19 protein-coding genes are annotated in these 24881 nt (G+C 57.3%); 7 read left to right on the top strand and 12 right to left on the bottom strand.

From position 1 onward, the window contains the following. Positions 1–39: 39 nt before the first annotated feature. A complete protein-coding gene (locus H8B15_RS06030) occupies positions 40–756 on the bottom strand; it encodes a 2-C-methyl-D-erythritol 4-phosphate cytidylyltransferase (RefSeq protein WP_187318769.1) in 717 nt (238 codons plus the stop codon). Between the two features lie 353 nt (positions 757–1109). Next, positions 1110–2159 (bottom strand): tRNA preQ1(34) S-adenosylmethionine ribosyltransferase-isomerase QueA, encoded by a 1050-nt coding sequence (queA, locus tag H8B15_RS06025; RefSeq protein WP_185282064.1) that lies wholly within the window; start codon positions 2157–2159, stop codon positions 1110–1112. 222 nt (positions 2160–2381) lie between these two features. Here queA and H8B15_RS06020 point away from each other — a divergent pair, with 222 nt between their 5' ends. From H8B15_RS06020 to H8B15_RS06005, 4 genes are all read left to right on the top strand, one after another. Then, on the top strand, positions 2382–3644 hold the full coding sequence (locus H8B15_RS06020; protein WP_187318768.1) for an ABC transporter permease: 1263 nt from the start codon (positions 2382–2384) through the stop codon (positions 3642–3644). A gap of 272 nt (positions 3645–3916) precedes the next feature. Beyond that, the gene (locus tag H8B15_RS06015) at positions 3917–4780 is read left to right on the top strand and encodes an LOG family protein (RefSeq protein ID WP_187318767.1); all 864 of its coding nucleotides are present in this window, start codon (positions 3917–3919) and stop codon (positions 4778–4780) included. Positions 4781–5078: 298 nt separating this feature from the next. Then, positions 5079–5720, top strand: coding sequence for an RBBP9/YdeN family alpha/beta hydrolase (locus tag H8B15_RS06010; protein WP_187318766.1), 642 nt, complete (start codon positions 5079–5081; stop codon positions 5718–5720). A gap of 61 nt (positions 5721–5781) precedes the next feature. Further along, positions 5782–6951, top strand: a complete 1170-nt coding sequence (locus H8B15_RS06005) for a lycopene cyclase family protein (RefSeq protein ID WP_187318765.1) — start codon at positions 5782–5784, stop codon at positions 6949–6951. 225 nt (positions 6952–7176) lie between these two features. Here H8B15_RS06005 and H8B15_RS06000 read toward each other — a convergent pair whose 3' ends face one another. From H8B15_RS06000 to H8B15_RS05990, 3 genes are all read right to left on the bottom strand, one after another. Continuing rightward, positions 7177–7962 carry an ABC transporter ATP-binding protein gene (locus tag H8B15_RS06000; protein ID WP_187318764.1) on the bottom strand — a complete coding sequence of 262 codons (786 nt, stop codon included), beginning with the start codon at positions 7960–7962 and terminating at the stop codon, positions 7177–7179. Positions 7963–7993: 31 nt separating this feature from the next. Beyond that, a complete protein-coding gene (locus tag H8B15_RS05995) occupies positions 7994–8215 on the bottom strand; it encodes a DUF2795 domain-containing protein (protein WP_019948259.1) in 222 nt (73 codons plus the stop codon). Between the two features lie 136 nt (positions 8216–8351). Beyond that, complete coding sequence (locus H8B15_RS05990) at positions 8352–9647, bottom strand: DUF349 domain-containing protein (protein WP_187318763.1); 1296 nt, start codon at positions 9645–9647, stop codon at positions 8352–8354. A 432-nt stretch (positions 9648–10079) separates the two neighbouring features. On the opposite strand from H8B15_RS05990, the gene ettA reads away from it, so the two are divergent. After that, positions 10080–11744 (top strand): energy-dependent translational throttle protein EttA, encoded by a 1665-nt coding sequence (gene ettA, locus H8B15_RS05985; RefSeq protein WP_185282073.1) that lies wholly within the window; start codon positions 10080–10082, stop codon positions 11742–11744. A gap of 170 nt (positions 11745–11914) precedes the next feature. Here ettA and H8B15_RS05980 read toward each other — a convergent pair whose 3' ends face one another. Then, positions 11915–12133, bottom strand: coding sequence for a hypothetical protein (locus tag H8B15_RS05980; RefSeq protein ID WP_187318762.1), 219 nt, complete (start codon positions 12131–12133; stop codon positions 11915–11917). A gap of 42 nt (positions 12134–12175) precedes the next feature. After that, a complete protein-coding gene (locus H8B15_RS05975; protein ID WP_187318761.1) occupies positions 12176–12721 on the bottom strand; it encodes a dihydrofolate reductase family protein in 546 nt (181 codons plus the stop codon). Between the two features lie 171 nt (positions 12722–12892). Here H8B15_RS05975 and H8B15_RS05970 point away from each other — a divergent pair, with 171 nt between their 5' ends. Both H8B15_RS05970 and H8B15_RS05965 read left to right on the top strand, forming a co-directional pair. Then, positions 12893–13867, top strand: a complete 975-nt coding sequence (locus H8B15_RS05970) for a GlxA family transcriptional regulator (protein WP_187318760.1) — start codon at positions 12893–12895, stop codon at positions 13865–13867. A 392-nt stretch (positions 13868–14259) separates the two neighbouring features. Then, entirely contained in the window at positions 14260–16188 is a 1929-nt protein-coding gene (locus H8B15_RS05965; protein WP_187318759.1) for an ATP-binding protein, read from the top strand. Positions 16189–16528: 340 nt separating this feature from the next. On the opposite strand, the gene H8B15_RS05960 is transcribed toward H8B15_RS05965, so the two are convergent. The 5 genes from H8B15_RS05960 to H8B15_RS05940 all read right to left on the bottom strand — a co-directional run bounded on the left by H8B15_RS05960 (position 16529) and on the right by H8B15_RS05940 (position 24460). Next, on the bottom strand, positions 16529–17470 hold the full coding sequence (locus H8B15_RS05960) for a hypothetical protein (protein ID WP_187318758.1): 942 nt from the start codon (positions 17468–17470) through the stop codon (positions 16529–16531). 121 nt (positions 17471–17591) lie between these two features. Continuing rightward, the gene (locus tag H8B15_RS05955) at positions 17592–19031 is read right to left on the bottom strand and encodes a vanadium-dependent haloperoxidase (protein WP_187318757.1); all 1440 of its coding nucleotides are present in this window, start codon (positions 19029–19031) and stop codon (positions 17592–17594) included. 235 nt (positions 19032–19266) lie between these two features. Beyond that, complete coding sequence (locus H8B15_RS05950) at positions 19267–19932, bottom strand: hypothetical protein (protein ID WP_187318756.1); 666 nt, start codon at positions 19930–19932, stop codon at positions 19267–19269. A 207-nt stretch (positions 19933–20139) separates the two neighbouring features. Further along, positions 20140–20901, bottom strand: coding sequence for a LysM peptidoglycan-binding domain-containing protein (locus H8B15_RS05945; protein WP_187318755.1), 762 nt, complete (start codon positions 20899–20901; stop codon positions 20140–20142). Further along, positions 20852–24460 (bottom strand): patatin-like phospholipase family protein, encoded by a 3609-nt coding sequence (locus tag H8B15_RS05940; protein WP_187318754.1) that lies wholly within the window; start codon positions 24458–24460, stop codon positions 20852–20854. Before H8B15_RS05940 ends, H8B15_RS05945 begins: the two co-directional genes overlap by 50 nt. Between the last annotated feature and the right edge of the window lie 421 nt (positions 24461–24881).

Below are 24881 nucleotides of genomic sequence, written 5' to 3'. Positions count from 1 at the left end.
CACAAGATAGCGTGCCTCTACCCCGCGGCTCACCCCAACTTACGTAGTGCTGCGCAGAATAGCTTCGGCCAGCAGCAAATCTTCGGGAGTTGTAATCTTGAGGTTGCGGTAGTCGCCGGGCACCAGCTGAATGGGATGCAGGTCCTCTACCACGCTGGCATCGTCGGTGAAGGTAGGCAGCTCGGGCAACTGGTAGGCGCGGCGTAGCAAGTCTAGCTCAAAGCATTGGGGCGTTTGCACGAGGCGCAAGCGGGCGCGGTCTAGCGCATAGGAGCCTTGCTGCGACAGGTTGCGCACCGAGTCTTTGGGCACCACAGCAGCCACAGCGGTACCGTGCGCCTCGGCCGTGGCAAAGCATTCCTCAATCACCGAGGCCGGCACCAGGGGGCGCACGCCGTCGTGCACGGCTACGGTGCCACTTGTCTGGTCGGCGAGGTAGGCGAGGCCGTTGCGCACCGAGGCCCAGCGGGTAGGGCCGCCCGCTATTACGGTGTGCGGTATACGTACATGATGCTCGGCACAGAGCTGGTGCCAGGTCGAGAACTGCTCGGCCGGCAGCACCACCACGCACTGTTGCACCCGCAACGGCGTTTCGGCAAATCGGCGCAGCGTGTGCAGCAGCACCGGCTCGCCCAGCAAATCCAGAAACTGCTTGGGTTTGGCAGCCCCCATGCGCGTGCCGCTGCCGCCTGCTACGAGAATAGCGAATCGGGGGGCTTGGACGTTTGGGGTCTTGGGGTCTTGGTTTTCGGGCATAGGATGGGGTAGGGGCGACGTAGGGGCGGCTTGCAGCCGCCTGTTGTACAGTAAGGTAAGACTTCGGGTGTGCCGCGTAGCGGCAACAGGTTTGTAGCAAGTGTAGTTGAAAATGGGGTGGCGCCGCGTAGCGGTGCAAGAAATACCTGCGCTTTCTTGCACCGCTACGCGGCGCTTTCGTCCAACGACTAGCTAAACTACAAACCTTGCACCGCTACGCGGCGCTTCGAGCAACGCAATAAAAAAACCGGCTGCTATCCTACATGCAGGATAGCAGCCGGTATAAGGCGGATAAGGCAAAGAATCAGAACAAAAATCCAAGATCCCAAGACCCTAAGCCCCCAAGACCCTATTTACAGAATCAACATCGCGTCGCCGTAGCTGAAGAACTTATACTTCTCCTTGATGGCCGTTTGGTAGGCCTCAATCAGGAACTCGTGGCCGGCGAAGGCTGAGGCCATCATCATCAGCGTGCTCTCCGGGGTGTGGAAGTTGGTGAGCAGCGAAGTGGCAATCTTGAACTCGTAAGGAGGGAAGATAAAACGGTCGGTCCAGCCCTGGTTGGCCTTCAGGCGAGCGTGCGCCGACACCGACGACTCCAGCGCCCGCATAGTGGTAGTACCCACCGAGCACACCTGCTTCTTAGCGTCCAGCGCCTTGTTCACAATGGTAGCGGCCTCCTGGGGAACAATAAAGTTCTCCGAGTCCATTTTGTGCTTGGTCAGGTCTTCCACGTCCACGGGGCGGAAGGTGCCCAAGCCTACGTGCAGGGTAACGGCAGCGGTATCTACGCCTTTGATTTCCAGGCGCTTCATTACCTCGCGGGTGAAGTGCAGGCCCGCCGAAGGCGCGGCCACGGCACCTGTGTGCGCAGCGTAAATGGTCTGGTAGCGCTCCTTGTCCTGGGCGTCGGCATCGCGGGTGATGATTTCGCGGGGTAGGGGTGTTTCGCCCAGGTCGTGCAGGGCTTTGTAGAACTCTTCATCGGAGCCATCAAACAAGAACTTGATGGTGCGGCCGCGCGAGGTGGTGTTGTCAATCACCTCAGCCACCATATCCGACTCGCCGAAATACAGCTTGTTGCCTACCCGGATTTTGCGGGCGGGGTCTACCAGCACGTCCCACAGATGGATTTCCCGGTTCAGCTCGCGCAACAGGAATACCTCGATTTTAGCACCGGTCTTTTCCTTGTTGCCATACAGGCGGGCCGGAAACACTTTGGTGTCGTTGAGTACAAATACGTCGCCCTCGTCGAAATACTCGATAATATCTTTGAAAACGCGGTGCTCGATCTTGCCACTGTCGCGGTGCAGCACCATGAGGCGCGACTCGTCGCGGTTTTTGGCCGGATGCTGCGCCACCAGGTTTTCGGGCAGATCAAATTTGAACTCAGAAAGTTTCATGGGCAGATATGGGCAATAGTAGGGGAAGTAACGAAAATTTGAGCCGGCAAAAGTACATAAATTCGCCGGATAAGCACAGAGTCAGGCCGGTAGGCAACGTCTTTCACAGCGCTTACCGACTAAGCTCTACGGTATTCAACACGATTGCCGGCTGCTTTGTGCAATAAATTCATTCCTTGCAGCCATCTTTATTTTTCCATCGGCCTTTTCTACCTATATCCTATGAAAGCCTTGCGTTTGACCTTCGAGAGTTTTCGATTTGCGTGGGACGCATTGAAGGGCAATCTGCTGCGCACCATTCTGTCGCTGCTGGGGGTCACGGTGGGCATTTTCTCCATCATCTCCGTGTTTGCGGTGGTTGATTCGCTGGAGGCCAACGTGCGCCAGAGCATGAGCTTTGTGGGCGATAAGGTGATTTACGTGAACAAGTGGCCGTGGTCTTTTGGGCCGGGCATTCCGTGGTGGAAGTACTTCAACCGCCCCGTGCCTACCGTGCGCGAGTTCCGGGCGTTGCAGCGCAACCTTAGCCCCGGCAGCAACCGTGGGGTAGCCATCTTCGCCAACACCAGCGGTAACACTTTCAAAGCGGGTAGCAACAGCATGACGAGCTGTAGCCTGGAAGGCGTCAGCTACGACTACTACATTGTGTCGGATGTGCCGCTAGCCGAGGGGCGCTACTTCACGCCCCAGGAAGTGGAATCGGCTAGGAGCGTAGCCATCATTGGGGCCGATATTGCTGCCAATTTGTTTCCCAACCGGTCAGCCGTGGGACAAACGTTTAAAGCCAAAGGCCTCACGTTCACCGTTATCGGGGTATTGCAGAAAGAAGGCAAGAAGCTGCTTGATACACCCAGCAACGATGCCAACTGCTTTATTCCGTTTGGCATGTTCACCAAGATATTCGCTGTGGCCACTGGCGGCGGCGGCGGCGTCACGCCCACTATTGGCATTAAAGGCGTAGACTCTGACCCCGGCCTGCTCAATCTTGAATCGGAGGTGCAGGGACTGATGCGGAATATCCGGGGGCTCAAGCCGCGCGAGGAAGACAGCTTCTCCTTGAACCGACCCGAAATGCTGGCCAATGCCATTACGTCGTTGTTTTCGGTGATTGGCGTGGCTGGGGCCGTTATCGGCAGCTTTGCCATGCTGGTAGGCGGCTTCGGTATCGCTAACATTATGTTTGTATCGGTGAAGGAGCGCACCAACATCATTGGCATTCAGAAGTCACTGGGCGCCAAGAACTACTTTATCCTGTTCCAGTTTCTGTTTGAGGCCGTTTTCTTGTGCCTGCTGGGCGGCGGGGCCGGTATCTTTCTGGTATTCCTGATAACGGCCATTCCGCAGGACGCCATGCCGCTGTTTCTATCGGCCGGCAACATCACGCTGGGCCTCACGGTGTCGGTAGTGATTGGCATGCTGGCCGGCATCATTCCCGCCGTGCTGGCCGCCAACCTCGACCCGGTTATTGCCATCCGGGCGAAGTAGGGGCGCCTTGTAGGCACCCGTAGTAGGGGTAGGCGGAAGGATAGGACGAAAGAACGTCATGCTGCGCTCAACATGACGTTCTTTCGTCCCTACCCTGCCAGGGGCGCCTGCAAGGCACCCCTACCCGTAACAAATCCACTACCTATTGTTAACAAATTGTTAACTTGCTTAGGCCTACATTTGGCCGCCCGCCCCAGCGCGGGCGATTTTTATTTTACCCCTTTTGCCATCTGGTCGATTAAGCCCGACCCGACGGTTTTTCAGTACAGGCTATGTCAAAAATTACCAAAAACAGCAAAACCAAGATTGCCGATGAAACCCTGAATGCGGGCAGCGGCAAAACCATTGTGCGGCCCGATGTAAACGACAATAAGGCCAAGACCATCAGCGACATTCGCGAGCAAACCCACGGCCAGCGCACCGTGCAGCTCGACGACGAACAGCGCATCCGCCAAGCATTCGTAGACAAGGACTGGAACGAAATCAAGATTGCCGACTCCTGGCAGATCTTTAAGGTAATGGCCGAGTTTGTGGAAGGCTTCGAGAAGCTGAGCAAAATCGGGCCGTGCGTGAGCATCTTCGGTTCGGCGCGTACCAAGCCAGACAATCCTTATTACAAAATGGCTGAGGAAATTGCGGCCAAGCTGGTGCGCCACGGCTACGGTGTAATTACGGGCGGCGGCCCCGGCATTATGGAAGCCGGTAACAAAGGCGCCCGCGCCGAGGGTGGTAAGTCAGTAGGCCTCAACATTGAACTGCCCTTCGAGCAGTTCCACAACGTCTACATCGACTCCGACAAAATCATCAACTTCGACTACTTCTTCGTGCGCAAGGTGATGTTTGTGAAGTATTCGCAGGGCTTTATTGGCATGCCGGGCGGCTTCGGCACGCTGGATGAATTGTTTGAGGCTATGACGCTGATTCAGACCAAGAAAATTGGCCGTTTCCCCATCGTGCTGGTGGGCTCGGCGTACTGGAATGGCCTGTTTAAATGGATTGAAGACGTGATGCTGCACGAGGAAAGCAACATCTCGGCCGAGGACCTGCAACTGGTGCAGATCGTGGATGATGCCGAGTCGGCCGTGAAAATCATTGACGACTTCTACTCCAAATACCTGTTGTCGCCCAACTTCTAAGCAGAAGCATATTTCTATTTATAGGACAAAACCTGCTAATTCTTCCTTCTGGGAGGATAGTAGGTTTTGTCTTTTTATAATACTATACTTAGGTAAAGTATAAGAATATACTGATAAATAGCTGTTTAAATAGTATATCAGGTAGGTGTTATTGGTTTACTGCATTATTCCATTTGTATTTTGTGTAGACGTGGGTACTAAAGAGGTTATTTCAGAAATGGAATATTTTTTGCAAAGCGGGAATCCGGCTACACTACCTTTGTAGTATATAGATTCTCTAAAACAAACGCTACCCACCATGCCAACTACTACTCCCACTACAAAAACTGTATACATCATTCCGCGCTGGGCAGGCGCTGCTGATAACGACTGGTACCCCTGGTTGGGCAGCCAGTTGGCGGCTGCTGCCGAAGAAGACGATATCAATTATCAAGTGCGAGCGTTGAATATGCCTGCCTGGGACCTGCCCGTGATTGAGCGCGCCGTAGATTATTTGCGTGAGGTATTACCCCCCTCTCAACTCAACGAAAACGTGATTCTGGTGGGGCATAGCGTGGGCTGTCTGGCTATTCTGCATTACTTGGCTAGCGTGGCAAAAGAAGAAGAAAAACCCCGGAAAATAGGCGGTGTGCTATGCGTAGCTGGTTGGTTTTCAGTAGATAGTCCCTGGCAGGATATTCTGAATTGGATGCATGCCCCCGTCGACTACGAAGCGGCCCGCACCCTGATTCCAGAAGATAAATTGATGGTACTGCTGTCTGACGACGACCCCTATACCTCCGGCTACAAGGAAAACGAGCAGCTGTGGGTGGAGCGCCTTCAATCGCAAGTGAGCATCCTGTCGGGGCGGCAGCACTTCAGCGCCGAGCTAGATCTGGACGTGCGCGACGCTGTGCGCGACCTGGCCGGTGGTCTGAAGCTGCACCCTATGATGGCGTAGTAGTTACACCAGGAACCCTAACTTGCAACGGCGGCCGGTCTATTCCGGCCGCCGTTTGCGTTTGGAAAGTTCTGATTTTGACTACATGCTGGTAGGTGGCGGCGCGGCTGGGCTCAGCCTGGCCTATGCCATCACACAAGAGCCACGCCTCCGCGGCAAGCGGGTGTTGCTGATCGAGCCCGAAGCCAAAGACCAGAACGACCGCACATGGTCGTTCTGGACGGCCGCGCCTACCCCCTTCGATGGGATTGTGGCCCACGAGTGGCGGCAGCTGGCGTTTCGTAGCCCTTGGCTAAACCGGGTGTTTCGGCTGGAAGAATATACCTACAAGATGATTAGGGGGCTGGATTTCTACCAGTTCACGCGGGCCGCTTTGGCCGCCGCTTCGCAGGTAACGCAGGTGCGTGGCCGGGTAGAAACCCTCACGGAAATGCCCACTGGTGTGCGTGCTACCACCACGGCCGGCGAGTTCACGGCTCGGTATGCCTTCGATAGTCGCCCGCCTACCCTCACGCGCCGGCCCGATAAGCACCGCTACCTACTCCAGCACTTTGTGGGCTGGGAGGTGACGACCGACCGCGTCGTATTCGACCCGGCCACAGTGGAGTTCATGGATTTTCGGGGTGCGCAGCACCAGGAGGCGCGCTTCATCTACGTGCTACCCTTCAGCCCCACCAAAGCACTAGTAGAGTACACTTTATTTTCGGCCGAAGTCCTACCCAAAGCCGAGTACGAAGAAGCCATGCGCGCCTACCTGCGCGATACGCTGGGGGTAGAGAACTTCCATATTGAGGCCGAGGAGGTAGGCGCCATTCCCATGACCGACCACCCACTGCCAGCGCGGGCAGGAGCGCGCATCATCAACCTGGGCACGCGCGCCGGGCGAGCCAAGCCCAGTACCGGCTACGCTTTTCAGCGCATTCAGGCGCACACGGCCCGGCTGGTGGCGGCCCTGGCCGAAACGGGCGCCCCACCCCACGACCCCACCGGCGACCAGTGGCAGTTTCACTGGTTCGATACCCTGCTGCTCGACATCATGCAGCGCCGCGGCGAAGCCACCCGCCGCATCTTCTCCGACCTGTTCACCAACAACCCCCTGGAGCGTGTGTTGCGTTTCCTAGATGAGCGCACCTCGTGGTGGGAAAACTTCCAGATCATGAACTCCGTGCCCCCGTGGCCATTTATGCGCTCTATCTGGCACGTGCTACGCGGCCGGCCGGGGAAGCGGTGAGATGGTGAGTGGTGAGTGGTGAGTGGTGAGTAGTGAGTAAAAAATACGGCTGTCATCCTGAGCTTGCGAAGGACCTTCTCACGATAAAACGACAAGCGTAACAACGACTCGTTCAACTGGCAGAAGGTCCTTCGCAAGCTCAGGATGACAGCCGTATTTTTTACTCACTACTCACCATCTCACCATCTCACCATCTCACCACTCACTACTCACCATCTCACCATCTCACCGCTTCACAAAGCTTTCCTCGCTTTCCAAATACGCCTTTTCGGCTAGCACCACCTCGGGGGTGAGGGGGAGTAGGGTAGGGGTGGGGCGGGAAAGGTTGAGGAGGTGGCCGCCGGGCGGGAGGGCGGTGAGGTTGTCGAGGTCGTGGGTGATGCAGAGGATGGTCTTGCCCTGTTCGGCTACCCATTGCTGTTGCAGGGCGAACACGCGGCGGCGGTAGTACACGTCTAGTTGCTGGGTGGGCTCGTCTAGCAGGTAGAGCGTGGCTTCCTGCAAGGAGAGTTGCGCCAGCCACACCAGCTGTTGCTCGCCACCGGAAAGCAGCGTAAAATCCTGGGTGGCAAGGTGGGCGGCGCCTACCTGCTGCAAGGCGCTGTCGGCCAGGGTGTAATCGGTGGCGGAGTAGCCGCCCAGAAAGCGGTGGTGACGGTAGCGGCCCATCACCACCAGCTCGCGCACGGCAATGGGAAAGCCCACGGTGGTGCGCTGGGGTAGGTAAGCCAGCAGGCCCTCGGCGGCTGGGCGCGCCACAGTGCGCAGGTCGCGCCCCCCTACCCGGATGGTACCCTGGTACGGTATGCGCCCTGTGAGGGCCCGAAACAGGGTGGTTTTGCCGCAGCCGTTGTGCCCGATAATCGCCACGAAAGCCGGCTCGGGCACCACAAAAAAAAGGTTGCGGAGCAGAACGCGCTGTTCGTACCCCGCAACCAATCCGGAAATGTCGATTGTTGAATGTTGAATGCTGCGTAAGGAATGATTGTCAGCTAATTCAAAATCACTCATTCAATACTCAACACCTAAAATTCAACACTGCTTAATATTCGTCCTCGTTGAACATGAAGTCTTCCTTGGTCGGATAATCGGGCCATACCTCCTCAATGTTCTCGTAGGGTTGACCGTCGTCTTCCAGGGCCTGCAGGTTCTCCACTACTTCCATCGGCGCACCCGAGCGGATAGAGTAGTCGATGAGTTCATCCTTGGTGGCAGGCCAGGGGGCATCTTCCAGATAGGAAGCCAGTTCCAGCGTCCAATACATAGTCGTGTACTATAAAAAAAGGTTGGCAAAAGGTGGCACGTCGCAAGCTCGGTGGTCTACGACGATGTGAAGGTAGACACGGAGGCCGGCAAAACGTTGCTCCTTGCCGACAACGTAAAATACAACTGAAGGTTGCTTATACAAGCACTCCTTTTTGCAGAAGCTCGATTAAATGATTTTTGGTGCGAATTTTCCGCTCAAACGCTCGTATTTTCCCCTGTAGCATGGTTCGAAACGACTCGTTGCCGGGCGATACGTTGAGTTTGCTCAGGTTTTCTTCCAGCACCAGCTGCTCCTGCCGGTCGCTCTTCACAAACTCGCGCAGGGCCTGCACACGGGCAGCTATTTGGTCGTCGCGGGTGCCGGGCTCGGTGGCGCCGCCGTGGCGCTTGCGAATGTAGTGCTCTAATGAGCTGAGCTCAAATACCTTGTCGCAGGCGGCAATGAATTGCTCCCATACCCGGTCCGATTCCTCGCCGCGCACGGGGCCTACCTTCTTCCAGGCGGCTTGCAGCTCCTTGGCGCGGGCCACTGCTTCCGACATGGGGCGGTGCAGCAGAGCCTCAGCCTCGGCCACCAAGCCACGCTTGCGGGCCAGGTTGTCTTCAGGCTGGTTTTCGGCGCGCTTGGTGTTGATGTGCACCTTCAGGCGCTCAAAGAAGTGGTTGTGCGCTGCCCGGAACCGCGTCCACAGGTCGTTGGCTTGCTTGCGGGGTAGGGAGGCATCAATATCTTTCCACTCCTGCTGCAACTGCTTGAGCTTACGGGTGGTGTTCTCGAAATCGTCGGAATCCTGTAAGGCTTCCGACTGCCGAATCAGGGCCATGTACTTGTCCTGCACGCGGTTGGTCATGGCCTTTTTGTCGGCCAGGAAGTCGCGCTTGCGCTGCATAAAGGCATCCACGGCCGCCCGGAAGCGGGCCTCCATGTCCTCAATCAGCTCTTTATCAACGGGGCCGGTCTTGATCCAGACCTGGCGCAGAGCTTTCACCCGCTCCGTGGCGGTCTGAAAGTCCAGGGTGTCACGCAGGGCTTCCAGCTCCTGCAACACGCCCAACTTGGTGGCCATGTTTTTCTCCCGGTTCTGCGCAATCGTCACATTGATACCTTCCTCAGCCTCGGTGAGGCGATGATGGAGGCTCTCAAAATCGCCCAGGCCATCGTAGCTGGCTATTTGTTCTTTCAGGTGCAGGGCCTTCATCAGAAAAGAGCCCTTGTTGTCGGAGTCGGCCATCTTAGCCAGCAGGTCTTCTACCTTGGCCCGAAATAGCTCGAAGCGCTGGGCGAAGTAGATGAGGGAGGTGTCGGGGGAGTCTTTGACCTGGCCTACCCGGCGGGCAGGCAGCGTCATAAACGGACGGAGCCACACCTGGTCACCCTCGACATAGCCGTATTGGCGGGCGGTAGCGAGGAGGTGGTCGTGTTGTTCCATAATTGGGATAGTGCGGAAGCGAATAAGTGGAGGGAGGAGCGGGCGGAATGCGAAGCTAGACTATGTGCACAAGTTTACGGGATGCCGGGCAAAAATGCCTATACACTTAGCATAATGTAGGGCGGAAAGCCACGCAGGACGCTACCTTTGTGGCAAATTCGGCCCTGCCGGGTGGTGTGCTGGCAAGGTATGTCCGGCAGTCAAGTGAAGTTTGTAGAACGAACAATAAGGTGAAGTGTGAGCTATGAAAACCTCCTGTCATGTTATTGATTCAAATCAATCATACGCAAAATAGGGCATCTGTAGTATACTTCCGCTGAAGGCCACTGCAAAACCCGGCGGCGGGCGGCGGTAGCGTGGAGGTGCTAGGGGTAGGAGCTACCCCTGACAGTGCCGTTAATTATTCGTTTCATTTCCATTCTTTTTAGTCACATGAGCGACCAGACGATTATCTTCTCGATGGCGGGCGTCAGCAAGGTGTTTCCGCCCCAGAAACAGGTTCTCAAGAACATCTACCTTTCTTTTTTTTACGGAGCCAAAATCGGCGTGCTGGGTCTGAACGGCTCGGGTAAGTCGAGCTTGCTGAAGATCATTGCCGGCGTCGACAAGCAGTTTCAGGGCGAAGTAGTCTGGTCGCCGGGCTACACGGTAGGCTACCTGGAGCAGGAGCCACAGCTTGATGCCTCCAAAACGGTGAAGGAGGTAGTGGAAGAAGGCGTGGCCGAAACCGTGGCCCTGCTCAAGGAGTTCGACGAAATTAACGAGGCATTTGGTGCCGAGGATGCAGATTTCGATAAACTGCTCGAACGGCAAGGAAAAGTGCAGGAACGCCTCGACCAACTCGACGCCTGGAACCTGGACAGCAAGCTGGAGCGCGCCATGGACGCCCTGCGCACGCCCCCGGCCGATGCCGTGGTGGGCAACCTCTCGGGCGGCGAGAAGCGCCGCGTGGCCCTGTGCCGCCTGCTGCTGCAAGAGCCCGACGTGCTGCTGCTGGACGAGCCCACCAACCACCTCGACGCCGAAAGCGTGCTGTGGCTGGAGCAACACCTCAAGCAGTACAAAGGCACCGTGATAGCCGTAACCCACGACCGGTACTTCCTCGACAACGTGGCCGGCTGGATCTTGGAGCTGGACCGCGGCGAGGGCATTCCGTGGAAGGGCAACTACTCTTCATGGCTGGAGCAGAAATCCAACCGCCTCGCCCAGGAAGAAAAAACCGAGAGCAAGCGCCAGAAAACGCTTCAGCGCGAGTTGGAATGGGTACGCATGGCCCCCAAAGCCCGCCAGGCCAAGAGCAAGGCCCGCCTCGCCGGCTACGACAAAATGGTGAGCGAAGACGCCAAGGAGAAAGAGCAAAAGTTGGAGCTGTTTATCCCTGACGGCCCGCGCCTAGGTGCCCAGGTGATTGAGGCCGAAGGGCTGACCAAAGCCTTCGGCGACAAGCTGCTGTTCGAGAACCTGAGCTTCTCCCTACCTCAGGGCGGCATCGTAGGCATCATTGGCCCGAACGGCGCCGGCAAAACCACGCTGTTCCGCCTCATCACCGACCAGCTGCAACCCGACGCGGGTACTTTCGAGGTAGGTCCTACCGTGCAGACCGCTTACGTAGACCAGCAGCACGACACGCTGGACCCGGCCAAGTCGGTATTCGAGTCGATTTCGGGCGGCACGGAGACGATGCTGCTGGCCGGCCGCCCCGTGAATGCCCGCGCCTACGTGAGCAACTTCAACTTCCGCGGCGGCGACCAGGAGAAGAAGGTAGGGAGCCTGTCGGGCGGCGAGCGCAACCGCGTGCACCTGGCTACCACCCTCAAGCAAGGCGCCAACCTGTTGCTGCTCGACGAGCCCACCAACGACCTGGACGTAAACGCCATCCGGGCGCTGGAAGATGCGCTGGAGAACTTTGCCGGCTGCGCTGTCATCATCAGCCACGACCGATGGTTCCTGGACCGCCTCGCCACGCACATCCTCGCCTTCGAGGGCGACTCGGAAGTGGTGTGGTTCGAGGGCAACTTTTCGGATTATGAAGAAGCCAAGAAGAAGCGCCTCGGCGACGTAGAGCCCAAGCGCGTGCGCTACCGCAGCTTGGGGTAGGGTACTGAGCGTCCACCGGTCCGACGCCGTAGGCGTCCGACCGGTTGCCGTTGCTAATGCCTGCGCCGTGTTAATAACCGTCAGCACGAAGCTCGTACAACGATACCGATCCGACGCCCACGGACTCAGTAAACAAAAACGCACTGCCGAATCAGGCAGTGCGTTTTTGTTTACTCCGGCAGCACTTCGGCCTGAAAGCCGGCATCGCGCAGCAGCTTAATCAGGCAGGAGGGGAGCACGAAGCCGCTGGTGCACTCCACCCGCAGGATTCGGTCGCAGTCGTCCAGGTCGAAGTTGGCGTGGTAATGGGCGAAGGTGACGTGGATCTGGCGCACCAGCTGCCGGGCATGGTGCCGGGTGCGGACGTTGGTTTTGAAAACTTCTACCATAGCGCAAAGTCAAGAGTATGAAACCATCGGATGCGCACTGGCCTACTCGGCGTTGGTGCGTTGGGGGTGGTAGGTGAGTAGCAGCACGCCGGAACCAGTGGGCCGGGCTTCTTGCAATTGCAGAGTCGCCGCAACACCCTCTGTGAATAGCTGCTGCCCGTTGCCCAACACCAGCGGATGCACCATCAGTCGGTACTCGTCAATCAGGTTGTGCTGCATAAGCGTGCGCACCAATCGGCCGCTGCCATACACCAGCAAGTTCTGATGGGGCTGTTGCTTGAGCTGCCGAACGGCCGCGGGCACGTCGCCACGCAGTAGGGTAGCGTTCCACGCTCTGGCGGTTAGGGTAGTAGAGGCCACGAACTTGGGTAGGATGTTCATGCGGTCGGCGCCGGGGGCGTCTGGCATGGCGGGCCAGGCGGCCGCAAACGCCTGATACATGACGCGGCCCAGCAGCAGGGCGTCGCAGTTGTACATAGCTTCTTGTTGAAAATGAGCTACTTCCTTATCGAAGTAGGGCGTGGTCCAGGCAGGATTTTCCATCACGCCGTCCAGCGTAAGGTACATGGCAACGGTTACTTTGCTCATCGGAAGTTAAATATGTTGGTTGGAAGATATTTTGCTAATTCGCATGGAAATATTGGCTATATTTCCGGTGTTGTTGCCAACAAAATTAGTAAAACAGCCTTTGCGTTTGCGGGGGTAATCCCGACTAAATCAGGGGTAAATGCGACATCGCCACATCGTAGCGCACGTACCATGAAACACATTTCGATTCTGGTTCCGAAGGGGGCTATTTTGGGAAGCATTGAAGGCCCCCGGCTGGTGTTTTCGGAGGTGAATGCGTTGTTGCAGCGTATGGGCCGCCCCCCGCTATTTGCCGTGCGGCTGGTAGGCCTGGAGCCCGCCACGCCCGTGTGTGGCGGCCGCTACACCGTAGCGGCCGACCACCTCCTGCCCGACCCAGCGCACACCGACCTCGTTATCATTCCGGCCGTAGACGGCGACCTGGCACTGGCGCTGGAACACAACAAGGCCTTCTTACCCTGGGTGGTGCAGCAACACCAGCGCGGGGCCGAGGTGGCCAGCCTGTGCGTAGGGGCATTTCTGCTGGCGGCCACCGGTCTGCTGGCGGGCCGGCAGTGCACCACGCACTGGGCCGCCGCCCCCGATTTTCGGCGCATGTTTCCGGAGGTAGAGTTGGTAGAAGACCGCCTCCTCACCGACGAACACGGTATTTATTCCAGCGGTGGGGCGTTTTCCTACCTCAATCTGGTGCTCTACCTGGTAGAGAAATACGCGGGCCGCGAAATGGCCGTGCTCTGCGCCAAGGTGTTTCAGATTGATATGGCGCGGGTTAGTCAGTCGGCCTTTGTGGTGTTCAACGGGCAGAAAAACCACGCCGACGAGCTAATCAAACGGGCGCAGACCTACATCGAAACACACTACCAGGACAAAATAACCGTGGATCAGCTGGCCGACCTGCTGGCACTGGGCCGCCGCAACCTGGAGCGCCGCTTCAAGCGCGCCACCAGCAACTCGGTGGTCGAGTACATCCAGCGGGTGAAGGTAGAAGCAGCCAAAAACAGCCTGGAATCATCGGCCGACCACGTGAACGAGGTGATGTACCGTGTGGGCTACACCGATCCGAAAGCCTTCCGGCTGACGTTTAAGCGCGTAACGGGCCTGTCGCCGAAGCAGTATCGGGAGAAGTATAGCAGGGTGGTGGGGTAGAATACTAAAACCTTCACCAATACGCTGTTGGCCGAACTGCATCCCTTTTTTCCTCAGCGAAGGAGCTAGTGCACCGCCTCGACGCCGTGACGGCCGCGTTGCACGTCGCTGGTAGCGGACTACCCTAGGCGTAGGCCCTGCGCGCGTCGGTACCTAGCTGAAAATCAGTATCCTAGCCTCTGTGATGGCTGTTGGAACTAGGGTGAAGAGCGAACTGATTAATCACTCAATAAGCTTTAATGCTTGCGGCGGCATTAGTTCCAGTCGGTGGTCACTTGACCACCTCATTGAGTTTGGAGTAAAGCAATGCGTTAATTTTAATCAAATAAACATGCTATGCATATAGGCTATTGGGCCTATTTTTATCTTTTTGCTGAATAAACTGACAGCTAATGACCCTGCTAGAATTAGAGGAATTTCGAGAGGGAGTAGATTTTGAAGCTAAAGTCGCTCTGGGACGAGATGGGAAAGGAACTTTGCCGCAAACCTTTTGGGAGACATATAGTGCTTTTCCCAATACTGATGGGGGCGTTATAGCGCTAGGAGTAAAAGAGCTGACTGACCATAGTCTAGATGTTAAGGGCGTACCGGAGCCAGAACGTTTACAAAAGGAGTTATGGAATGGTCTGAACAACAGAAAAATTATTAGCCATAATCTGCTGAATAATGAAAATGTATCAATAATAACAGTGCATGGGCACGGAGCAGTGGTGTTGGTACGCGTACCACGTGCCCGGCGTCAAGACCGTCCAGTGTACGTAGGTACAGACGTATTAACTGGTACATTTCGCCGACAGCACGAAGGTGACTACCGCTGCCCTGAGAACCTAGTTAAGCGTATGCTTGGTGAAGCTCAGCACGACACTTTGGACGACAGAGCGTTGTTTGGGTACGGATTAGCTGACCTTGATCTGGATACGCTCAGGGGCTATCGTACTGAGTTTGCTCAGCGTCGTCCTGGACATCGATGGAATAGTTATTCCGACGAAAAGTTTTTGGAATGCTTAGGCGGCTGGCATATCGACCGCATTAGTGGCCAGGGATGCTTGACTTTGGCAGGGCTGCTCATGTTTGGCGAGCAGCATACAATTGCTCAACAAGTGCCTCATTATGGCCCAGATTATCAGGAGCAGGCACCTGGAGTATCACGTTGGCTTGACAGAGTAACCCCCGACGCATCATGGTCAGGTAACCTCTATGACTTTTATCGGCGCGTCTATCCGAAGTTAGTTGCTGATTTAAAAGTGCCATTCAAATTAATAGAAGACAGACGCGTAGACGAAACAGATGTACACAAAGCCCTTAGAGAGGCTTTGGTCAATACGCTTGTTCATTCTGATTATAGCGGTAGTGTGCCTATCCGCATTATTAAGCAGCCAGGACGATTTAGCTTTCGCAACCCTGGATTGTTACGAATCTCTTCAGAAGAAATTTATCGCGGAGGTACTAGTGACTGTCGTAATCGTTCAGTCCAGAAGATGTTTCAGCTGATTGGCGTAGCTGATCGGGCAGGAACAGGCTTCTCAACAATTCTACAAGCATGGAAAGAACAGTCGTGGTTGCAACCTAGCTTATCTGATCATGCTACATTAGAAGCTGTGGAGTTAGATATGCGCTTGATAAGCCTTATTCCTGCTGAAGCCGTCCAGGAACTTAACAAGCGTTACGGCGAAGCTTTTCAGCAGCTCGATGCACATGAACGCTATGTTTTAGTTTGTGCTTGGCACTATGAAAGCGTAACAAATAGCTTTTTAAGCAAACAGATGGAGCTACACTCTGCTGATTTGACCAAACTATTGGTACGTCTGGTAAAAGCCGGTTTTCTTGAGCAAAAGTTAGCAGGACGATGGACAAGTTATCGGCTGGGAGAAGGAAAACCTGAGATTATATATCGAGACTACAAGATCCCAGGCTTGGGTCAACTCCCCCTCTTTAATCAAGTATACAACATACCCCATAATGTTGAAGACATACCTCAAATTGAAAAAGGCATACCTCAAATTGAAAAAGACATACCTCAAACTAGTTCTAACATACCTCAAAAAGCAGGTAGCATACCTCAATTAGAGTACAACATCTTACTAGATATAGCTCGTGTAGCTAGAGAAGGGCAGCCAAGGCAAAATGTTATAGACAATATCATTCTTAAGCTATGTGAGGGGAGGTATTTAACAGCAAGGCAATTAGCTGAAATAATAGGGCGAAGTACAACTAGTATAAGGGATAGATATTTGACTAGGCTTGTAGCTTCAGGGTACTTGGAATTGCTTTATCCGGAGAAGCCACGAAGCACTAAACAAGCCTATCGAGCAATGTCTTAGCATTTATCGTCCGTTTTGCCCGTAGCTTACGCCATGCTGGATGCCGAGCTGTGGACGCTTTTGTAAGACCCCGCCGCCCGCGAGGTGGTGCGTCAGACATTGCTACTGCGCTAGTTTCCGCAACGCGCTTCCGTTACCAACCAACGGCTGGCGCCCAGGCCATTCGACAACAGATGCTGCAGGAGCCTGCTGCTGAGTAGCAGCGCCGCCACGAAGCTATTGCTACCGGTAGCACATCTGCTTGCCGGCGCAGAGTGTAGAGAAGGGCACGTAGCAGGACGCCCATGCGTGCCACACAACCGATAACTATTGCTCACGGAGCGGTGGAAGGCTACTAATTCTATGGCGCAGGGGTAAAAGGCTGATCAGGTTGGGCGATACTTAATCCCTTCTTGCGCTCCTTAAAGACCTGCACAGCCCGAATAACCTCGTGGGTGGGGTTGGAGCCCAGGCCGATAATCAAGCCGGTGAGCACCACGCGAACGGCAGCGGCAAGGGGGGAGATAATACTATTCGATTCGTCTGTTGTTGCATTGAGCACGGCACTGAACAAATCGAGGCGGAAAGCGGCGGCCAGGCCGAGGCCCAGCAATGCGCCAAAGCAAAGGCTAATCAGGCGCCGACCGGAGTTGTCTTTAAACGTAGCCAGGAAGTTCTGCAAACCATCGATAGAGGCATTGGCAACGGCGGCCGCGTGATTGAAATCGGGCAGTAACGTGCCGTACGTGGCTTGCAGAACATTCACCTGCTGCGATACGGTAGCGGAAAGTAGCTGGCGGCGTTGGTTGCCGGGCGCCAGCTTGTGCAGCTCCTGAAGCTGCGCCGTCAGTTTCGTAATTTTATTCTTGGCGTCCTTGGCTGCGGCCTCCACTTCGGTTAGTTGTGCTTTGCCTTCAAGCAGCGCTTTATCAGCGGCTTCCTGGAAGGGTAGCAGCGCCTTGGTCAGGTCGGCAGTCATGCTTTCTATCTGGTCAGTCACTACATTGAAAGGCCAGTAAGCACCCAGCTTTGTGTTGCCGACAATGGTCCAGAGGGTTTCAATGAAACGCTCAATACCCAGCGCAGCAGCCGTGATAAAGCCTAGTGCGGCGGCAGTGTCCTTGAAGCTGTAATTGGCTGGTTTGGCTTCTTGCAACAGGTAGATGGTTGCGGCGACAAGCACTGCCGAGGCAACTGGCAGCCACCACATAATGGCATCTACCGCAGGACGAGTAACCGATGACGTGGGTTGCCGCGCTACATCGGTTACGGCATTGTCAGGAAAAGCGAGGTTGGCTTCCATAGGGAAACAGATTACACGTAAAACAGAAATGGGCTAGCGGACCGGTAGATTACTTTATAAAACCGGCGCGCCAAACAACTCCTTCGTTGCGTGGCGCGCCGGTTTTCGTTCTGCTATGGGGCTAAGCCATAACGGAGGGGGCAGGCGTCTGAACAGTGGCCTCAAACAAATCGGCGGTATGCTCTCCTACCAAGGTGCCTATCTCATAACCGCCATTCGCATCAAATTGGTAGTGCACGCCTAAGTACACGCGGCTACGGCCGTTTTCGAGCGCTGCCTGCGTAAAGGAGCTGAAGCGGCGGGTACGGCGGATGCCGTTTTCGTCGCGTAGGGCGTGCGGATCTTCGGTGGTAGCGGTAAAGGCAATCGTATCGCGGCCGAAGAAGGCCCGCATGGCGGCGGCATGAGCAGCGGCAAAAGTGGAGTGGCCCGAAACGTACGCCGGAAAGTTGGGCGAAAAGCGCATGCCGCTGAGCATCGCCGAGAGGGGCTGCCAGGTGGCATCGGCGGCGGTGCTGGGGTTGCCATCTTCGTTGGCTCGTTGAATGGCCGTTTCGGGGCGCCACAAGCGTAGAGGCTGGTTTTTGTTGGGCCAGAAATACTTGGCTTTCCAGGCTACGATGGAGGCGTTTACCATGGCCGTGCCCACCATGGCAAACAGCCGGGCCGTTTCGAGTAGCCCATTGCCGGTAGGGTTGCCGCTGGAGTTTTGCACATCCACGAGCGTGCCCTGCTGCTGGGCTACCGTCTGGGTAATGGTATAAAGCTGTCCGGGAGGCTTGGAGGTACCGTTGAGGTCGTTGGCCCAGAAAATGGCTATTTCGGTTTGTTCGCGGGTACGCGCTGTGGAATTCGCTTCGCCAAGTAGCTTTACCTCTGCCAGCTGCATTGCATACATCGAAGACTCCAGTAAATCTTCGTAGTTGTTCAAATCATTCGGAATGACCGTTGGCAGGTAGTCTTGCACGGGAGGAGGGAGCAGAAACAGATCAACTTCACCCCAGTTAGGCGTAAGAGCCGGGCCAGAGCCGGTATCGCGCCATTCTCCTTTTTGATCAGGTTTGAGGGTCACTGCCGGGCTTAGCCCCTCGGCGGGGTTGTATTTGGCAAGCAGCGCGTAGGCAATGGCTTTTCCATACGCCTCAGAAGCCTGCGCGTTGGCATCTGTGGTGTGTACTTCCAGGGCGGGCGAGGAGGAATCAGCACCGGGTCTTACCTGAAACGGATCAAAAGGGTTTAGCACTTCCCCTTGGGCCCGCTTAGATGCTGACACATACACTTCCACGGCTTTGGTCAGAATGTGGCAAGCCGCGTAGGCAGCGGTTGTGTTGGCTACTGCATTGCCCGGCATCACTACCTGATTGGTTTTCGGATCTTTAATGTCCGAATCCCGCAAGTGCCTGGGGTAGGGAGAAGTAGCCGTAAGCCGGGTTACTGCCTCATACATAGCCAAGTGCATGAGCGCACCAATGCGGGAGAGTGGACCAGGAGCACCGCCAATCTTCCGGACGAGGTCAAGGTAAATGTTGTTCCATTCTAGTACTACGTTGCCTGGAGCCATGACAAAAATGGGTTTGATGGAAATAGAAAAATACTTGATTCAGAACATGCGCCAGCTGTGTGCTAAACAACTACTGTTCAATGTATTAAATCTACTATGTCCTTCGGTCCACTCGTACCGTACCAACACTGAATTTTAGCCTGTCGCTCGTGCGGTAGCGGCCATTCGGCAGCCGGCGCACGGATAGGAAAGTAGTCTGGGAGCTCACGGCATACCGGGCGTTTCTGTTCCTTTCCTACACCGCTTCCACCTGGTACTTCACCGTCACGTTGCGGTTGCCCTGGGTTATTTCACCAAAGCCCACACCCAGGTCGTCGAAGGCGTTGTCGAAGGAGCCGCGCAGCAGATACAGCTGATCGTCTTTGTTGGCTTTCAGGAGCTTGGCAATGATGTTGAGGGTGAAGTCGGTGGCAGCGCCAATGAGGGCAATCTGCGGCGCCGTGAAAGTAGTTACCTGCAACAGCGAGTCGCGGAAGCTCTGAAACTGGCTGTCCTGGCGCACCTGGTCCAGCAGGTCGCCGGCCTGACGGGCGTCATCGTCCAGCTCCATCACCAAGATGCGGTAGTCCAGAAAGGGCGGGATTTTGCCCTCGGCCTGGGTGCGGTAGAGCGTGATACCGCCGGGGCCAATGGGTAGGGTTGTGCGCCTTCTGACGTTTCGGTACACCTCCGAGCACAGCTGAATCGGCTCTGCCGATACGCCATCCGTCACCACACTAATCACCTGAATCTCGCCTCTCCCCAACTCCCGAATCCGGTTGATGAACACCGACTTCAGGCTCATGCGCACGGCCTGGGTGGTAATGGGTAGCACCTCCCGGCTGAGGTTACCCAGCAGCGCCTGCTGCCCCAGCACGGCCGAGGGCTCAAATACGGTATCGGGTTGGAGAAGGGTAGCCATAGTGGGGTCTTGGGGGCTTAGGGTCTTGGGGTCTAGGTTTTTCGTTGCCCGTCATGTTGAGCGGAGTCGAAACATCTCGCGTGCTACGCTAATCCTAATCGTCAGGAAATTACCGGGAGCACGCGAGATGTTTCGACTCCGCTCCGCTGCGCTCAACATGACGAGTAAGAGCAGCACGTGCTCTACCAATACGTGGTGGTCGGCTCATCATCCATGCACGTAGAACTTTGGGGTCAGGTTGCCGAAGCCGTCTTTGATGTGGCCCAGGTTGAAGCAGAGGCGCCCGGCCTGCGCAATAGCCGCACCACGACCAGCCAGCAACGCGCCAGGGCGCACCACGGCCGTGTGGCCGTGGCCGCCAGTGGGATTGCGCCAGAGCGCCACGGCCGGGTGGCCCTCGTTGGCGCAGCGCTGAGCATCGGCCGCGTCGGTGGGCTTCCAGCCAAAGTGTCGGGTGCCCTGGTTGGTGAGCCACGTGAGCGTGCCATTCACATTCATCTCACTGGCGCCGGCCTGAAACGGCTCGGCCGGATTGCCCTGCGCATTCACCCAGTGCGGAATTTCGCAGTGCATGGCGCGGGTCACATCCCAGAGAAAGATATTGCAATAGGTGTTGCCGTCGCGGGGGCGGTAGCGTGGATTTTTGCCCACGGCAAACTGGTCGATAACTTCGGTATACACGGTGGCCGTGCGGGCCGCTTCTTCGTTGGTCAGGGGCGGGTGAATGAGCTTGGCCGCGTTGATTTCAATGGTGCCGGGCGCGGGCGTGAGGCCGTCGTAGTTGGTAAGGGTAGGGGCGGGGTCGGGCACGCGGCTCGGAATAACCAGCAGCTGCCCCACCACTACAACGTTTGGGTTGGTGATTTGCGGGTTGGCTGCCAGCAGGGTGCTAAGCGTCAGCTTGTACTTGGCCGCGACTTTAGCCAGTGTGTCGCCCGGTTTGATTTCGTAGGTAGCGGTAATGGGCATAGTGGTAGTGATGGTTGGCGTGTGTGTGAATACGGTGCTTGGTAACCGACTTCTGAGACGGCGGGGGCGCTACGGTCTGCTGGAGCTGATCGAACACGGCCGCCAGCGAGCGGGTGGGCCCGAGGGCAAGCGGTACGTGGCGGTTCAATTCCTCTACCAGGTGCAGCCCCAGCCGCCGGTAGCTCTCAAACTGCGACTCATTGAAGAATTGGTCGGCCGTGGACTGGTGCGGGAAATCGGCGTTTTTCTCGGCGTACTCGCGTATGTCGGTCGGCTCGTTGCCCGTCAGCGACGACTTGAGGTAGAGGATGCGCCCCGAGGGCTGGCGCGGTGGGTCTTCGGGGTAGCTGATGGTGCCGATGGCATAATGGCGCTTGGAAACCCGGTTGGTGCGGTTGGTGATGGGCGTCACGTCTAAGTCTATTTCCACCCCAAAATCCACCCGACAGCGGCGGATGGCGTTGGCCAGCCCCTCGCACGAAAACAGGTGGTCCTCCTCGCCGTCGCCCACAATAACGAAGCGGCAGCGGCGGCGCACCAGCTCATACACGCCCATGTTGTCGAAGTGGCCGCCGTCGGAGAGGTTCACGTACCGGTCGTCGGTGCCGGAGCGGCCCACCAGGTCTTTCAGCAGGTAGAGCAGGCCCAGGCGCGGGCCCGAGTGGCGCCAGGTATCTTCCCGCCAGGGGTTACCCATCCACCACCCCAGCCGGATGTTGAACAGCGTGAGCAGGAAAGCCGAAGCCGGCGACGAGCTGTACCCGCAGTTGGGGTTGGCAGCCGCCCCGGATATGGTAAGGGCTGTGCCCAGCGCCGGGCCGTTGCCCTCGGGGTAGGCGTATTGGCGGGTAGGGCGGTAGCCAAAGTCGGCCGACGGCACGGTAGGGTTCACGGCCCGCAGGCTCGTGAAATCGAAGCCGCAGTAGTGGGGCGTGAACACGAAGGACTCGGCCTTACGGTCCTGACGGGCCAGGTCCGTTACCACAGTGGCATTCAGCGCGGCGTTGATGATCAGGTAGGGCGCGTCATAGGGCTTGTCGAATTGGAGTGGGTCGTGTCGGCGCAGGCGACACAGCTTGAGGTCGTCTAGTCGGTCGAAGCTGGTGAAGGGGTTGGCGGTGTGGGCGCGCTCGGAGCGCCTGCGCGAGGCCCCCAGGTAGGCGCGCGTGAGGCGGTTGCGGTAGAAGTGGTGCAACGAAAACTCATTGACATCGATGCGCCAGGCCAGGAGCAAGGCCACTGCGCCCAGCACGCCGGCCAGCGCAAACGCCCGCAGGGCCTCATCGGCAATGACCCACTCCACCTGTACCAGCAACGTTTTTACCAGCGCTGCAATCAGCAGCAGCAGGCCCAGCCCAAAGGCGTAGGGGCCTACGCTTAGCAGGGTGTCTACCCAGGAGCTGGCGCCGGGCTGGTCGGGTTGGGCGGGGGTGCGGGCACTATACGCCCAGCGCACTGCGGCTGCCACCAAGGCTGCCCAACCAGTGGCGGCCACCTTGGCGGCTAGGCTGTTCTGGATAACCTCGAACAGGTAGGGCCCCACGAAAGTACTGCCTACCACCACCAGCCACAGCACGGCCGTCAGGTTGATGACGGCCCCCAGGCGCCCCCACCACTCGCGCCGCTCGTCGGGGAAGTTGCGGCCCAGCAGCGCCATGCGGGCGATAACCGTTACGGCCAGCGCTTCCAGCACCAGCGGCAGCCCCAGCAGAAAAGCCAGATCCATGTACAGCGGGGTAAACGGCGCCACCCGTTGCCGCAGCACTTGGTAAAACAGCGTATCGGTAGCCCGCGCAAAGTAGTCGAACGATCCTATGCCGGGCTGCTGCTCAGGACTAGGCGAAAGTGAGTAATGAAACAGCGTGAACAGCCCGTGCCACACCGCCAGCAAGGCTACCAGCCCCACCACCGCCGCCAGCAGGCTCCAAAAGCCAATCCAGACCCAGGCAAGCCGCTTTTTCCAACGCTTGCGAGGCAGTTGGTCTTCTACGTTGTAGAAGCAACGGTCGTAGCGCCCGATGACGGCAATAAGCAGGAGCACGCCAAACAGGGTGGCCACCACCCAGGCGCCTACCGGCCAGTAGGCCGTCCAGCGTAGGGCCGGGGGGGCGAGGGTAGGCGGCAGCCAGTGCACCATAAGGGCGCTGGCCAGAAAGGCCCCCACCATGCTCAGCAGCAGTGTGAGCGTTACCAGCCGCCGCACGCGCAGCCGGGGCGGCCAGCGGTGACCGGCCTTGTACATGCTCATGCCAAAGCCGCCCGCCAGGCCCGCGCCCAGCGTGAGCACCGTGAGCAGCGCAGACCAGCCGCTGGGCTGCTGCGTCCAGCCTGTGGGGCCGCGCCACAACTGTTGTAGGGCAATGCTCAGCGCTACTACCGCTCCCAGGGCCAGCACGAGTATCAACTGATTCAGTAGCGCATTGCGCAGCCAGGTGAGGCCCATGGTCCAGGAGTCCTGCGACATGATGCTGGGATTGGGCGCGAGGTAGTTGCTGTACATGCGCAGCCAGCGAATAGGGCGCACTTCTTCGGCACGGGGCTCGGGGGTAAGGTCGGGGCACAGGCGGTCTACTACCTTGTCGAGGGAGCCGGCGCGCTTCACCCACGCCGAAAACCACGCCCCCAGGTAGCTCCCGCCCGAGACCGTGGAGAGGTAGTCGACCCGCGGCAGCCAGCCCTTGCCGGCCAGGCCCTGCAAAATGCCCAGGTTGAAGGTAGCCGACCGGATGCCGCCGCCCGAGAAAGCCAGGCCGCACAGGCCCAGCCCGTCGGCCCGCTGCCAGGCGTCGAACGATTCGGGTAGGGTCGGGGTCTGATAGTGGCGGTTTTCTGGCCGGGCATTGCGGCGGGCCTCTACTTCCTTCAGCTCACACCGAAACACCACCTCAAAGGGTAGGGAGCTTTTGCCCGCACCAAGCACCTTGTCGCGGTATCGGTCGTCGGTGAGCAGCCTTCTTCTCCCTTCTGGACCCACAGCTTTGCGCTGCTCCAGCACTTGCCGGGCTTTGGCAACCAAAATAGGCTCATACGGCGCCAGGGCATCGAGCACAGCCACCCTGATTTCGGGATTCGCATACAGCAGCGCCCGAATAGCATAGCGCCAGTGGTCGGGCGGTGGTGAGGCGGCCGTGGCCGATAGCCCGGCCATACCGGCCTTTTTGGCAAGGCTGTCGCGGAGGAAATCCCGATGGGGTAGCAACACGTGGGTTAGTAGCCGCTCCACCTGCGCCACAAAGGCAAGCAGATGGTCTTGTTGCAGCTGCCGCGTTTTGGGAGTATCGTGGTGGTGTTTGTCGGCAAGGCTTAGGTGCTGGTCGGGGGCTGCCATTTCTAGGGCGCCCGTTAGCAGGCCGGGGTAGGCACCCAGGATGGCCAGCAAATGCACCCGCAACGGACCTGCATCCTGGGGTAGGCGGAGCGCGAGCAAGTCGGGGCGTTGGAATCTGGACGTAGTAAGATTGAGGGCCGTGCGCTCATTGTCAGATAAGAGCGCCAGCACATCCTGCACCAAGCCCACGTAGCCCGCAAGGCGCGTAGATAATTCGGTTGCTACATCCATGACACGTTACTTTATAAAGTATATACATAGTGCCGGATGCGCCGATGCGCCCGACAGACAACGCGTACCTGATAAGCTGAGCCAGCGGGCTGTCTATTGCTGTTAGCTGCTACCGAACTCCGTGGTAGATGGCCCTGCAATCATGATGAACCACGATAAAAGTTTAGCGGCATGTGCGGTGTGCCGCCGCTATAGGTACCTGTGCGGCTATCAGTCCTTCTTCAGCCTGCCCGCCGTCATGCTTGCTCCAAAACTGGCTGTTTCCGACACCGGATTTTACCGTGTCACTACTGAATTTTAGGTGGCGCGTGGTACAGGCGTGTATAGCCCGCAGAAGGCGCAGAAATAAAAGCGCCTGTTTTGTAAGTCGCGCAAGCACGACAGTACTGCGCGGTGTAGAGACGCATCCTTGCGTCTCATC

The organism is Hymenobacter citatus (assembly GCF_014333615.1).
Taxonomy (GTDB): Bacteria; Bacteroidota; Bacteroidia; order Cytophagales; family Hymenobacteraceae; genus Hymenobacter; species Hymenobacter citatus.
Note: the sequence above shows the minus strand (reverse complement) of the source record. Positions and strands in the feature narration are given on the sequence as shown.

Coding starts and splice junctions, on each gene's coding strand:
- H8B15_RS06030 (WP_187318769.1), bottom strand. CDS start 756: ATGCCCGAAAACCAAGACCCCAAGACCCCAAACGTCCAAGCCCCCCGA.
- queA (WP_185282064.1), bottom strand. CDS start 2,159: ATGAAACTTTCTGAGTTCAAATTTGATCTGCCCGAAAACCTGGTGGCG.
- H8B15_RS06020 (WP_187318768.1), top strand. CDS start 2,382: ATGAAAGCCTTGCGTTTGACCTTCGAGAGTTTTCGATTTGCGTGGGAC.
- H8B15_RS06015 (WP_187318767.1), top strand. CDS start 3,917: ATGTCAAAAATTACCAAAAACAGCAAAACCAAGATTGCCGATGAAACC.
- H8B15_RS06010 (WP_187318766.1), top strand. CDS start 5,079: ATGCCAACTACTACTCCCACTACAAAAACTGTATACATCATTCCGCGC.
- H8B15_RS06000 (WP_187318764.1), bottom strand. CDS start 7,962: ATGAGTGATTTTGAATTAGCTGACAATCATTCCTTACGCAGCATTCAA.
- H8B15_RS05995 (WP_019948259.1), bottom strand. CDS start 8,215: ATGTATTGGACGCTGGAACTGGCTTCCTATCTGGAAGATGCCCCCTGG.
- H8B15_RS05990 (WP_187318763.1), bottom strand. CDS start 9,647: ATGGAACAACACGACCACCTCCTCGCTACCGCCCGCCAATACGGCTAT.
- ettA (WP_185282073.1), top strand. CDS start 10,080: ATGAGCGACCAGACGATTATCTTCTCGATGGCGGGCGTCAGCAAGGTG.
- H8B15_RS05980 (WP_187318762.1), bottom strand. CDS start 12,133: ATGGTAGAAGTTTTCAAAACCAACGTCCGCACCCGGCACCATGCCCGG.
- H8B15_RS05975 (WP_187318761.1), bottom strand. CDS start 12,721: ATGAGCAAAGTAACCGTTGCCATGTACCTTACGCTGGACGGCGTGATG.
- H8B15_RS05970 (WP_187318760.1), top strand. CDS start 12,893: ATGAAACACATTTCGATTCTGGTTCCGAAGGGGGCTATTTTGGGAAGC.
- H8B15_RS05965 (WP_187318759.1), top strand. CDS start 14,260: ATGACCCTGCTAGAATTAGAGGAATTTCGAGAGGGAGTAGATTTTGAA.
- H8B15_RS05960 (WP_187318758.1), bottom strand. CDS start 17,470: ATGGAAGCCAACCTCGCTTTTCCTGACAATGCCGTAACCGATGTAGCG.
- H8B15_RS05955 (WP_187318757.1), bottom strand. CDS start 19,031: ATGGCTCCAGGCAACGTAGTACTAGAATGGAACAACATTTACCTTGAC.
- H8B15_RS05950 (WP_187318756.1), bottom strand. CDS start 19,932: ATGGCTACCCTTCTCCAACCCGATACCGTATTTGAGCCCTCGGCCGTG.
- H8B15_RS05945 (WP_187318755.1), bottom strand. CDS start 20,901: ATGCCCATTACCGCTACCTACGAAATCAAACCGGGCGACACACTGGCT.
- H8B15_RS05940 (WP_187318754.1), bottom strand. CDS start 24,460: ATGGATGTAGCAACCGAATTATCTACGCGCCTTGCGGGCTACGTGGGC.